The organism is Jeotgalibacillus sp. JSM ZJ347 (assembly GCF_044383825.1).
In the GTDB taxonomy this organism is placed as follows: domain Bacteria; phylum Bacillota; class Bacilli; order Bacillales; family Jeotgalibacillaceae; genus Jeotgalibacillus.
Genome location: NZ_JBISEN010000003.1, coordinates 20424 through 33467, shown reverse-complemented (window position 1 = coordinate 33467; position 13044 = coordinate 20424). Strand labels below are relative to the sequence as shown.

Sequence of the window (13044 nt, the reverse complement as noted above, 5' to 3'; positions counted from 1 at the left end):
CTCCAAACTTTTATTTAATCATTCGCAATTCTCTTTTAAATAATTTAGATATCCAAATGCCAGTTTCTTCTGCAGAATAATAACATTCATTACTTCCTTATAAGTTGCCTCCTCTATTACACCTCTTTCAAATAACTCTGTTATTTGGACTTCGAGGTTTTGACAAAATTCAATTGATTTTCGTAAGTCTTCCTTTCGAAGGTTTGAATCTACTTGATGAAAAGCTGAAGCTATTTTAGAGATAGTTTGAATTGTAGTTTTTCGAAGAATGAAACTATTAATACCTATAGTTGTAGGGAGATTTTGTATGAGGTTATGGATGCACTCAACTATATTTGTGGCATTTGTATAGACTTTAAGTGAGTCTAATCCTCCAACTGACATCATTCTTTACACCTCCAATCTGCGTGAAGGTAAGCAAGCAGAGCTGTAAGAATAAGATTAATATTACCTGTCACTTCAAGGATTCTTTCGCACTCTTTTTCAGTGACATATTTTGCACCTATCGCCATTTCAACAAGTGAGATGCATTCTGCATTACTACCAAGTGCTGTATTAAGTGCCTGAAATTCTCTCCCCTCACAGCTACTCCATTTTGTTTGAATGTTGTCCGTTACCGATCGTGAAGCTCTTAATAGCTGGTCTTTTATAATGAATTCTTCACTTTTTGGGAGTATATTTAAAAGTTTTTCTGTTTCTGATGGGAGAAACAGTGCAGTATCAAGATGAAGTGGAAATAATCGAACCGCCACTCCGAAGCGAAAAACTTTGATGGGTTTCGAAGGTTTTATATTTGAGGTTATTGCTGAATTTTTTCTTATCAAACTGTTCAGCTCATTGATAATGTTATTGCATATTAATCTCAGATTTTCATATTGAACCACTTCAATATATCTGAGCTGAAATGCAATGTTAATTAATCCGAGAAGTTCCCCAGCTTTACTGAGCGATATTTTCCAATGATATAATTCACGTTCGTAATAGAAATTAGCACACCCTTCGGCTATATTGCTGACAATACTACAGCTACTCTTCTTCATCGTATGAGCAATGAATCTTGACTCATCAGAAATCATCTTTTTAGTGGCTTCATAAATATCTCTATTCAACGCTAGCGAAGTGTTTCGCACTTTGAGATCTTTGAAGTTTTGCAAGTCCTTTTTAACCTTTGACATATATTACTTCCTTTCTATATTTATAATGTTTATTGTTCAAATCTTTACATGCACATGAGATCATCATATAGTTGTTGATGTCTGTATTTTATTGTAAAATGTTCTATCATCAAGGATTCCATTAGTGTCAGATCTAGCATTTCTGAGAGACACCAAATCATACCAGCTTCTGCATAACTCAGCAAAATCAGCTCAACATCCATAATGCTAAAGCAGACATTTAACCTTTCACTTCGATAATTATTTTGAATATCTTCTATTACATTTTTCATTTACTTTCCACCTCCTTTAGTTAACCATATCGATGATACTGCTACTCAATATGGTATGTACGCCCCCCTCCCCCTTGGAATGAGAACCATTGGAAGTCCACAGGAGGGGGGGACTGAGGGAATAGAGGGTTCAATTCGCATAAATTCCTTTTTTGTTTCCACTACCTCTATTACCATTTACTAAAAACTCTCTATAGATTTGTGGTTACCCTCTTTTGCTTAAGCAGTCATTGAATTTTGCTGTGGATATCCATAAAGAGTTGTGGTCATTTACTTTAGCGTTATACCTTTGAAAGCAATCACCCTATTGGCATTCTCAAACTTATGAATGGCAGGGTACTCCATCAGCAGTGATTGATTAAATTTCTTTTTGGATATTGCTTGTTTGCCTTCAGCAATACACTTGGATTCATAGGCTTTGAAGAGTTGTTGTCCTGTGATTTTAGCTTCATAGCTCATTTTGCAGTAGTCCTCAACAAACCAAATCACATTGTTAGTGTTCTTTTTATAATCTTTCAAGAGGTTGTCTGTGGAATCACTCCTCGAGAATTGATAGTTGTTCTCTACCAATCGCTTAAGACCTCTTAGCGCCCAGATGACAATGCCAGCCTTTTCAGTTAGGAGTTTTTCAAATAGATGTGGATCAATTTGATTTTCTGGAATTTTCTTTGTGAGTGGAATAAGTTGAAGTCTTCTGAAGAAGCCTTCTGATCTATCCACGTAATTTAGAGGGAGTTCATTACATGAAAATAGAAGGCGTGCAGTATTGTTGAATTTGAACGGCTGTTGAAATTTGTTTTCTGCCTGCACACCGTCTCCAGAGACAAGTATTTTGAACAAACTTGTGTCTTCAAATGGTTTTGCTGGCAGATCTGCAAAGGTATTCAACAATTTCCCGTGTAAGTTTGCAATGGAGAATCGCTTTGAGAGATCTTGCATGGACACGTTGCTTACATATTCACTACCTAGAATCTGTTCAATTATTTTGATAATAGTGGACTTTCCATTTCTCCCTGGCCCATACAAAATGAATGCTTTCTCAGCTTTATTAGAAGCTGTTAACAGATACCCGATCATTTCTTGAATGATTGGAATATCTTTTTCATTTAATACACTTCTGAGAAATGCTTCAAATTGTGGACATTCAGCATCTGCATCATATGAAACATTAAGTTGAAGAGCTGTCTTGAGTTCACTAGGATGTGGACGAAACTCTCCTTCAAGGACATGATACATTCCATTAATAAAGTTGATATTACCGTTGAGACTTTTGACATCGAAGAGATCTCCTAGATATAAAACATTTAGCTTTAATAACTCAAGAGTATCTTTGATATATCTTGGTCGAATATGACCTTTTAACAAGTGGTTTTTGATTCTTAATTCAACTTGCTTTTCATCATTGATCTTTCGATATACACCTCCCTTCTTTTCATAGAAATAAGGTTGGCTATAGAGCAGTGTGCCGTCTTTTGTCATCTCATCAGCCAGTATATCTGGAATAAACTTTATTGATCCCTTATGACCCTCTTCATACCAATCTGGTAGTTTTTTGTCTGTCAGCTCTGCAATTTTTGGTTTCTGACCGATAGATCCAATACGAGGCAGAAGATTACCTCCATATACACTGCTGACACCTTGAACAGCTTTTTCAATTGTCATTTGCCCATATGTCCTCCCATCAGAAGAACGCTTAGAGTCCCACTTTGCTCGATATAGACCTGATGAACGAAATATCTGATCCATCATGTGTGTATCTTTTTGTGTGTAGAACGCTAAATGATTGCAGAGCGCTAAGTCAGCACTACTATGGTCTCCATAGTACGCCGAAGTGTCACCATTCAGCAATTGCTGAATTTCTGTTCCTCTTTCGCTACGAATCATTACCTGTAATATATCTTCTGAGTTTGGGAAAAGTGAAGCGGGTTGTTGATGTTTGGGGGAATCCAGGAAATACGCTTTTTCAATTTCATACAAGTTATGAGCGTATCCTATTTCAGATGGGGAACTAATTACATCACCAGTACATGTTAGGAAGCGTTGATCGGTGTAAATCTCAACATTATAATCTGAGTTTCTATTTTTACTGTTTCCTCTGTGACCTTTGAAAATTAAATGGAGTCCTTTACCACTCGGGGACTTTTCAATATAAGCCACTTCTCTTAAAAGGTTCACAATATGGCTAGCAACTTCATTAAACTCTCCATTGTTATCAATGCAGTCATCTATATCGATGCCAATCAAATCATGCTCTCCAGTTAGTACGATCCCCAAGCCATCAACTTTAGGATTGTTGATGTTAAGAGCGTGTAATGCTTCTTCAAAGCTGAGTAATGCTTGAGGATCTTTTACACTTACATTATTTCCTGTTATTGGATCAAACGGCACTTTAGAGAGTTTTCCATTGTTTCGTGGCATATTCCTATAGTTCACAAAGCGGCCTTCTCTTTTTAATTCTTCGGGGAGATTGTTTAGGGGTAAATTGATTGCTGTAACTATTTTCGCTCACTCCTTCAATATGATTTGAACAATTTGTTATTGTTCATGAGTCAACTTTAATACTATGATTTTCAATAGTCAATAGTTTTTTAATTATTTTCTTTAAAAAATTTTTATTTTGTTTAATGATGTTTTCAAGCAAACATCATTACGCTAAATAGTATAAAAATAAGTTAATAGCGTTACTCTGGCAACAAAAAAAGAACTAGCAGGATAGCCAGTTCTGTTTACACTTTATGAATTTTTGATTTCTTAGTCAGTAGAAATAGGTCATAGTTTTCTTTGCGTGCCAGCCATTCTTCTCCACCAACTTCTAATTCTATTATTCCTTGAGACAAATCAAGCAATGTATTGTAATTTTGCTTTATGAATTCACTGATGCTTTTTCGCACGGCTTCAAATTCTTTCTCACCAATGTGTAATACACTGTCAAGGTGAACTGTATACGTTGATGAATAATAGGATACCTCAAACGCATTTCGAATATTGGCTTCATTCTTTTGTACGGTCTTAAGGTATTCTGCAGTTTTCAAAACTGTAATAAGGTCATCTGTTTTATTGCCAACATCACTTGTGTACTGAAAAACTGCCTCCATCAAACTTAAAATTGCTTCTTTTTCTTTATTACTAAGGTTTCTTCTTATACTCCTGTTTTCATCCATTATGCTGATATTATGCAAACGCATTAAATCATTGAAGTCATAATTAGAACTGGAATCACGCTCCATAATGAGTTGTTCAAAGCCATACGCTCGGAAAACTTCACGCATATCAAGATTTAAAACTGAAGATAATATCGCAACAATTGTAAATGATGGATTGATTTGTTCTTTATTTTCAATGCGAAATATATACGAAGGATTGATTTGTTCCCCGTTATTAAACGGCATTACAGCTTCCGATAGTTTTTTCAGACTCATACCTTGCTTCAATCTTTCTCTTTTAACAATTTCTCCAAAGCTATTGCTTTTCATCATGCCACTTCCTTCTACAATAATTGATTTAATTACAATCTAATATCGCCACGGCTACACTTATGAAAATTTATGAACCTGAGGCACACTACATCAAATTATTTATGAATTTTTCTTATATTCTAGTTGAACCTGCATACAATATATCAAACTACTAAATGAAAGGAGAGAAAAAGATGAAAGAAAAAATTTTTATTGCAATTGATAGTGGAAAGTACAATACGAAAGGGATATTGCAATATCGGCAACAGGAATTTATGGTTATATTCAGAACGAAATTACAAAAAGCGAATGACCTGGGGATGGAATTAGGAGAAAACTCTTTTAAAATTGAGTTCGAAGGTCAACAATATTTGCTAGGGGATGCTGTTTCAGAGAATTATAGCAACCATGACCTAAGTAAAGAAAGCATTCACCACAAACTTGCTATATACACTGCTATTGTTTTATTGATGAACAAAGCAAAACTCCCTCTTCACACCTCACAGATCCACGTAGCTGTTAACGCACCAATTAATATTTACAAAAACCAGTCCTTGAAAGAATCCTATAAGCGCTACTTGGAACATCATAACAACAGAATTACTATGCGCATCAATGAACAGCTTTTTAACTTCTTCCTAAAGGATATCACTGTTTGCTTTGAAGGAATGGGTTTGGTATACAACCAGCAACAGTTATTCAGAGAACAATCCACTGCAATTATTGACTTAGGCGGTTTAAACTCTACTTTCTGCACCTTCCAAGGGCTTCAACCTGATTTTAATAGCATGGCAGTATCAAACATCGGGAGTAGCGCACTCAAAGGCAATATAGAACGGTCACTCGTTGAAAAATACGGGTTCTCGTTATCCGCAAATGACTTAGAGAGAATTATAATAAAAGGCTTTTTAACTCACTTCGGACATAAGGTCAACGATAGCGCAGACCTGATTAAACAAATTAAACTGGATCATTTAAGTAGCATCATCAATTACGCCAAACAGCATGGATACACCTTCAATCAAGACCAAATATGTTTTGTAGGTGGAGGATCATTATTATTAGGAACAGAGATCCGTTCAACATTTCCACATGCAAAGATTGAGCCTAACCCGTTCTTTTCAAACGTTAAATCATTCCTCTCAATTCTGAAAGTTAAGTACGGGTCATGAAACATTGCAATAAAATCACAATCAGTTTCTTGCCTCATGAAGAGGAGCTTTGGCAATATGTGCAGTCTAAAAAGAAGATAGTAAACTTGAGTAAGTACGTGCGTGATTTAATTAGGAGTGATATGCAAAAATCTTCTCCAAATGAAAATACGGAGTCTATTCTAAAAGAGATACTATTAGCAGTAAGGGATACAAACATTGCAAAACAACATGTGGATTTAGATCAAACTGAAAGTAGTAGCCTGACAGAGGAAGGACAAAATGTGATTAATAAATTGTTTTAAAGTAGGTTCTATTCATCATCAGAACCTACTTTATTATTGTATTCATCAAAAATACTTAGTTGTTCGGATCTTTTACTGCTCTGATTTATTAATACGTCCTTTTTATCTTCTTTTCCTTGAAACAACTTTTTATAATTCTCTACTGAACTTAGCGCCTCTTTTAGCAAACCTGCTCGATTCAAGGAAACAAATAGCGCAACCGACCTCGCCTGACAATTAATAGACTTTTGAGGGTTAAATTCAATATCAGTAAAAGCATCATACTTTAGGACTTCTTCTGCTAAATCTGTATTAATAGCTAGAGCATTCATATAAAGCCAATCATAAAACAATGTTTTAGGCTCTAAATCCCATTTTCTATTAAAAAACTGAAAATACTGTAGCTCCCCGCTGGTTTTTAATCTTGAATCTTTTTTTGCCTCCCTAGAGGTTTTTTCGTAAAGGTCCAAATACGGCCCTCCACCAGTGAATACTTTACTAGCTTGAAAAGCCGTCTCTACACTGAACTTCTTTCCATTATTTGTGGTTATATTCAGGTTAAATGCGCTCAATGAAATCCCTAAAGGCTTATCAGACTTGCTTGATACTTCAAGAATCTTAATTGTATTCATATTCTCTTTTGCATTTGCATGAAAGGATTTAATAGATCTTTGCTTTTGCTTAACTGAAAAGCCAGGAAACCATTCAAATTCTATTAATTTTTCAGTTACAAATTCAGGTAAATGTCCAGTTACTAAAAATATCGGTCGCTTAGCCATGTGTCCTCCTTTCTCCTCCAATGTTCATCATCTATTCTGCACTCAAATAATTTTTTTGATACTCTAGCTTTTATTGTTGGCGGTATAATGGCTCTATAATTATTTAAAGTGTACTGATTTTCAAACGCTATACCCAATATATCATCTAATCCAATCTCATCGAAGACTAACACTTCAGCTTGGGGATGTGTAGGATAACTGTCATTTATTTTGAGTTCTTTTCTTGAAGGTTTTCCAGGGTACTCTTGGTAAAGATTTTGCAAACCTCTTAATCCTTTTTTATCGTATGCTGGTGTGTTTTTCATTTTATTGGAAGCCGCATTTTCTACACAGTACATGCAATGTTTCTCCCATAAGACTGATGCTCTAATCCCTAATATAACCCAATCTTCACTCCAATCTCTACACCTATATTTATAAAACATTTTATAGTTCGGAAACTGGATCGATAAACAACTGGCATCTAAGTAGCCGTCCATTCTTTTTTCATCATTAAAATTATAAGCTAATTCTTTATTTGTGAGAGTTTGAACAGGTAATAAACCCTCAGTAAGAATATTATAAAGATTCTTTGCTTTAGTGAAATGTACCAAGTACCTTATATCCCTTCCTTCTACAAACTTTTTTATCTTTGCTTTTTCATCTGAATAGATCAATATTTCCCCTCCTTATTTATCACAGTAGTATTCCTCATAACTCAACCTTACTGCCTTCATAGATAAAAAAAGACAGCTCCAATAATCATAACGATGATGGAACTGCCTCTTAGGTGTAAGTTACTTAATGATAGTATTCAATTTTCTTGATTATAAATCTCTCACAATCTCCTCATCCAATATTGCCTTCCTCTTCTCCCAGTCGGGCATCAATGAATAAAGCATATTGTAAAAGCTGTCTCCATGATCATTGTATTTAAAGTGAATTAGCTCATGGAGAACGACATAGTCAATACAGTGTTTTGGCGCTTTGATCAGATTCAAGTTCAAAAGAATCGCATGCGGATCTAATAGAGCAGATCCCCAGCGTGCTTTCATCAGTTTAATCTGAATAGTAGGCTTTTCGATGCCATATTTTTGAACAGCAGGATACATTCTGTCCAATGATTGTTGAAAAGTAATACGGGCTTTCTCTCTGTACCACTCTTCCAGCAACTTTTCTTTATTTTTGAAGTTGCTTGCATCCTTTACATATAGATATATAAACCCTCTGTAATATTTCACTCTCTCTTTATCTTCTGCACGCTGAACTTTCAAGCGATACTGCTTTCCCAAATATTTATAGGATTCACCGCTGACATACTCCCTTTTGCTTTGTTTTTCGGGTTGTACGTCTTCAAACTGTTTGATGTGCTTTAAAATCCACGTCCGCTTCTTTTTTACAAAGTCACAGATGAAATCGATTGGCACATTTTCATTTGCTGATACTTCTACAGTCATATCAGGCTTAATGTTGAGATTAACGTTTTTGACATTCTTTCTTTTCACGGTAAACTCAATGGTATTCTCACCATGTTTAATACGGTGAATTGTCATTTGTATCACACCTTAGTAACGTCTGATGGCGACTGTCTTAATCTGTTCGATGATTTTATCTATGATGTCAAAGTCTAGATTATCGTCATGCTCTTTAGAAAAATCGTAGAGCAAGTCATCCAGCTCCTGGGCAATACGGTTGTGTATTTCAATATTATCATGCCAGTCCACTTTCTGATGGGATTCAACTACTTCATGCATCTTCAGTGCCAGGTCTCCTATCACATCCTTTCCATATGTATCATTTGTATCTTTTACTTCAGAGAGAATATCCATTGTTACGCCATAAAAAGCCTGAGCGTGGGAGTTATCTTTAATGACCGTAGGGTACTGTTCACCAGATTCCCCCTGTCGATACTCTTCCATGATATCTTTCATTTTACTGAGATACTCTGCTTCCGAGATGCGCTTATCTTTGTATTGCTGAATTGCCTCCTGGATACGCTCAGAAAACCTCTTATAATACGCAGGATTCTCATCCCACTTAGCATGTACACTCTTTGTTAAACGAGTTCGAATAGCATCAGCTCTCGCTCTCTTTGTCTCAAGCCGATCCAATTCTTCATCAAATGCTTGCTCATTTAAAATATCTACAGGCTTAGTGATACGAATCACCTGCTCAGCGGAGATATACTGATCCATGAGTTTCTGCATTTTTGCTTCATACTCTTTATGATCAATTGAATCGGAATACCTCAACTTCACATTTTTTCTTAATTCCTGATAAAACTTCAGTTCTTTCTTATAAGTAGCAAGCTCTTCTGCAGACAATGCTTCGTAAATTTTTTCTGATTCCAATGCAATACCTAGGTTTCGTCCAAACTGACTGAGGGATTCATAAAACGAGTCTCTTTTCTCTTCATCTTCTAACAAGACCTCATACTCTTCCATGTCCTCTATATTTTTTATGGATGAAAACAATTGCTTAATGTCAGAGTGATGCTGTCTAAGAGAACCAATTACACTAATCACATCATAAATTGCACCCTGCAAGTCTGTCGGGTCAAAATTTTCAAGCCCTGCTCCTGAATACATTTGAAGCGCCTCGTCCAGCTTAGATAAAAGGCCTCGATAATCTATGATTAGCCCAAAGTCCTTTCCTTCATAAAGGCGGTTTACCCTGGCGATTGCTTGTAAGAGTGTATGTTCTTTCATTGGTTTGTCGATATAAAGTATAGATGCTCTAGGCGCATCAAATCCCGTCAGGAGCTTATCTACGACAATCAAAATATCTACATCATCGCCATTGACAAACTCGTCTTTAATAGCATCCTCATAGTTTTCAGGTGTACCGTAACGGTTCATCATGCGTTTCCAGAAACGCTGAATCTTATCCTGGGATTCCTCATCAACTGCTACATACCCCTCACGCTGATCAGGAGGTGATACTACGACTGCACAATTTAAATCTCCCAGGTCCTCAAATGCTTCTAAATAACGAATGGCTTCACTTTTACTGTTTGTTGCAAGCATTGCTTTAAATTGAGAGCCTTGCGTCTTGTAATTCGTTAGAAAGTGCTGATTGATATCAAATGCAATCATACTGATTCGTTGTTCTGAAGATGCGATCCGTTCAAAATGACTCCATTTTTTCATCACTTCATCTTTTTGATTATCGTTGAGGTGACGTGTAATCATGGACAGGCGATTATCAATCGCAGTTTTATTGACAGTCTGATCGATCATCTTTCCTTCGTATAAAAGCGGAACAATTGCACGGTCTTTTACACCATCAGCAATCGTATATTTATGAATCATCTTCCCGAACTTCACCATGGTGCTTTTTTCTTTCTTCATCAGAGGTGTACCTGTAAATCCAAGATAGCAGGCATTCGGAAAGACTTTTTTCATTTTGATATGAAGTTCGCCATACTGGGTACGGTGTGACTCATCGACCAGCACAAAAATATCTCTTGATTCAATCGGTTCTTGTTTTGTAGAAGCTGTATCAAACTTGTGGACTAGTGTCGTTACAATATCAACATTTCCATCGTTAATAAGTGATATCAGGTTGTTTCCTGACTCTGCTCGACTAGCTTTAAGCCTGGTGTGATTAAACGTGTTATGAATTTGTTTATCAAGTTCGACACGATCAGTCACCACAACGACCTTTGGATGATCTTCTGATAGCTCAGATAAAATATAGCGTGCTAGCATCATCATCGTAAGAGACTTACCAGATCCTTGTGTATGCCAGATCACCCCTGACTGACGATTTCCATGCTCATCTGATTGCTGAATCGTTCTGATGATTTCTTTAATAGCAAAATACTGCTGGTAGCGTGTAATTTTTTTAATATCCTTTTCAAATAGCACAAAGAAGTGGCTTAACTCCATTAAGCGCTCTGGATGAAACAGAGAAATGATATTCTGATCCTGAACAGTTGGCATACGACCTGTTACTGCCTGGTCAAGCAAGTTTTGCATCCATGCCTCTTCTTCCTCTTTCCAGACAGACCAGAATTTTTTCGGAGTTCCACACGTAGCATACTTCGTTTCATTCTTATTTGTTGCCATGACAACCTGGATGAATTTGAAAAGATGAGGTGCATAATCATGCCCCTGATTACGAATCATCTGGCTAATTCCCTGTTCCATTGAAATAGACGCTTTCTTACACTCAATCACGCCAAATGGAATCCCATTCACAAACAGCACAATATCAGGACGAATCGATCCCCTGCCATCCATACGCTCAACAGGATACTCTTCTACCACATGAAAAACATTATTCTCTATGTTCTCCCAATCAATGAATTGAATTGTGAAGGATTTCTTTGAACCATCAGGCAAAAACTCTGTATAGCTTCTACCGAGCATCAATGATTCATAAATGCTCTCATTCGCCTTCACCAAACCATTCGTCAGTGGCTCATCCAGGTCACGTATCGCCTGTTGGATGTTGGATTCACTAAACTCGTATGTTTCACCTTTATATTCATAGCTGTTCAACTTTTTCAATTTTGTTTTCAATACTGTTTTCAAGAGAACATGATTGAGGTTCTCACGCATTGCCAGAGTCTGATCTGTAGGTACATAGTGATAGCCTAGTTGCTGTAAGACATCAATAGCAGGTTGTTGACTAATATAGCGCTCATCATAGCTTTGAGGGATCGACATGTTTTCACCTCCATATTAAAAAGTGTAAGATTTATACTTTAACTCTTATTTTTCCTGTTAGAAGATTTTGCATTAGTCCCTTTTTTTGGTGTTTAATTTCTTTAAGTTCTTTTTCTAAAAGATCGATTTCAGTATCTGCCAATAATAATAATTCACTAATAGCTTTCTGCTCATCATACTCTACTGGATATTGGCATTTGACACTGTAAACGTCATTAGAATTTAAAGATGGTAAAGCTCCTATATTTGAATATCTACTAATCTTTGTATTTAGCATTAAGTAATATACAAATATTGGATCAATAGTTTTTAATGTTGTTAATGCCATCATATTATTATCAATCAAAGAATCTTTTGTTAATATCCTTTTTCTCTCTAATAATAAAGCGGCCCCAACTTTGGCAAAGACAATTGACCCTTTTGGAATAACCGTCCCTTTGATCTCTGTTTTTATAGAATTCGAAATGTAATTATTTGCATTTAGCATATACATCTCATTATTCTCATTGTTCATGTCCGAAACTTTAAAAAAAGGGTACTCTCCTACTTTCTCATTCTGAAACTTTTCTGGAAATCCATTTCCTCCTTTTAAGACACCTAAGTCTCTCAAAGTCCCTTTTTTCCATTCTCCCTTAAAACCTGCGATTCTTTTCTCTCCCGTCAGCAACTTCTGCATCAACCCTTTTTTCTGCTCTTTTTTCAGCGCAATGAGCTTTTCTTTTAAGTCGATTGCTTTGTCCCATGTTGAGAGGATAGAGGCGATTTTTTGCTGTTGGTTTTTTTCAGGGATTTTAATCTCAGTTTCTCTTACCTGTTTCAAGCTAATTTGCGGATACGCTTGACCTGTCTTAATAACATTAAAATAATTTCGGACAGATTTTTGATTTAACCAATGATATACATATTCGCTAACAATATCTTCATCAATAATTCTTATCCTCGCCATATGTTGATTGATGTTTGCTTCATCAATCGAATCAGGTAAAATAGCAACTTTCCCTATATCTCCAGTAATAGTCATAAGAATATCGCCTTTTTTTACCTTTGATCGTTCTAAGGAATTGTGCGCTTCTTTACTAATGTGCTTATAATGTCCATATACGAATTTCCCATCTTTGATACAGTCGCTTTTGAAAAACAAAATTCCTGCACTCTCCCATTTATATCCGTATGTTGTAGGAGTTGTACCCTTTGTTATGAACTCAGAAATATCTTTCAATTTTCTTACATACAAATTTGAATCTTTTATATTCACTTTTTCAATGTTGGATTTCAT

12 protein-coding genes are annotated in these 13044 nt (G+C 36.0%); 2 read left to right on the top strand and 10 right to left on the bottom strand.

The window, feature by feature from the left end; genetic code table 11:
* Positions 1-18 precede the first annotated feature (18 nt).
* The 5 genes from ACH6CZ_RS10995 to ACH6CZ_RS10975 all read right to left on the bottom strand — a co-directional run bounded on the left by ACH6CZ_RS10995 (position 19) and on the right by ACH6CZ_RS10975 (position 4923).
* Positions 19-387 (bottom strand): hypothetical protein, encoded by a 369-nt coding sequence (locus ACH6CZ_RS10995; protein WP_374097495.1) that lies wholly within the window; start codon positions 385-387, stop codon positions 19-21.
* Positions 384-1175 (bottom strand): four helix bundle protein, encoded by a 792-nt coding sequence (locus ACH6CZ_RS10990; RefSeq protein ID WP_374097494.1) that lies wholly within the window; start codon positions 1173-1175, stop codon positions 384-386. The genes ACH6CZ_RS10995 and ACH6CZ_RS10990 overlap by 4 nt, the downstream gene beginning before the upstream one ends.
* Positions 1176-1219: 44 nt before the next feature.
* Positions 1220-1447: a hypothetical protein gene (locus tag ACH6CZ_RS10985; RefSeq protein ID WP_374097493.1), complete on the bottom strand. Its 228-nt coding sequence runs from the start codon at positions 1445-1447 to the stop codon at positions 1220-1222.
* Positions 1448-1717: 270 nt separating this feature from the next.
* On the bottom strand, positions 1718-3880 hold the full coding sequence (locus ACH6CZ_RS10980) for a phage/plasmid primase, P4 family (protein WP_374097492.1): 2163 nt from the start codon (positions 3878-3880) through the stop codon (positions 1718-1720).
* Between the two features lie 293 nt (positions 3881-4173).
* Complete coding sequence (locus ACH6CZ_RS10975) at positions 4174-4923, bottom strand: helix-turn-helix domain-containing protein (protein WP_374097491.1); 750 nt, start codon at positions 4921-4923, stop codon at positions 4174-4176.
* A gap of 173 nt (positions 4924-5096) precedes the next feature.
* On the opposite strand from ACH6CZ_RS10975, the gene ACH6CZ_RS10970 reads away from it, so the two are divergent.
* Together ACH6CZ_RS10970 and ACH6CZ_RS10965 are read left to right on the top strand one after the other, a co-directional pair.
* A complete protein-coding gene (locus tag ACH6CZ_RS10970) occupies positions 5097-6074 on the top strand; it encodes a ParM/StbA family protein (protein WP_374097490.1) in 978 nt (325 codons plus the stop codon).
* 86 nt (positions 6075-6160) lie between these two features.
* Positions 6161-6358 (top strand): hypothetical protein, encoded by a 198-nt coding sequence (locus ACH6CZ_RS10965; RefSeq protein WP_374097489.1) that lies wholly within the window; start codon positions 6161-6163, stop codon positions 6356-6358.
* An 8-nt stretch (positions 6359-6366) separates the two neighbouring features.
* On the opposite strand, the gene ACH6CZ_RS10960 is transcribed toward ACH6CZ_RS10965, so the two are convergent.
* From ACH6CZ_RS10960 to ACH6CZ_RS10940, 5 genes are all read right to left on the bottom strand, one after another.
* On the bottom strand, positions 6367-7116 hold the full coding sequence (locus tag ACH6CZ_RS10960; RefSeq protein WP_374097488.1) for a DarT1-associated NADAR antitoxin family protein: 750 nt from the start codon (positions 7114-7116) through the stop codon (positions 6367-6369).
* Positions 7092-7772: a DarT ssDNA thymidine ADP-ribosyltransferase family protein gene (locus ACH6CZ_RS10955; protein WP_374097487.1), complete on the bottom strand. Its 681-nt coding sequence runs from the start codon at positions 7770-7772 to the stop codon at positions 7092-7094. The genes ACH6CZ_RS10960 and ACH6CZ_RS10955 overlap by 25 nt, the downstream gene beginning before the upstream one ends.
* A gap of 150 nt (positions 7773-7922) precedes the next feature.
* A complete protein-coding gene (locus tag ACH6CZ_RS10950) occupies positions 7923-8648 on the bottom strand; it encodes a M48 family metallopeptidase (protein WP_374097486.1) in 726 nt (241 codons plus the stop codon).
* 12 nt (positions 8649-8660) lie between these two features.
* The gene (locus ACH6CZ_RS10945) at positions 8661-11768 is read right to left on the bottom strand and encodes a type I restriction endonuclease subunit R (RefSeq protein WP_374097485.1); all 3108 of its coding nucleotides are present in this window, start codon (positions 11766-11768) and stop codon (positions 8661-8663) included.
* A gap of 31 nt (positions 11769-11799) precedes the next feature.
* Entirely contained in the window at positions 11800-13044 is a 1245-nt protein-coding gene (locus tag ACH6CZ_RS10940) for a restriction endonuclease subunit S (RefSeq protein ID WP_374097484.1), read from the bottom strand.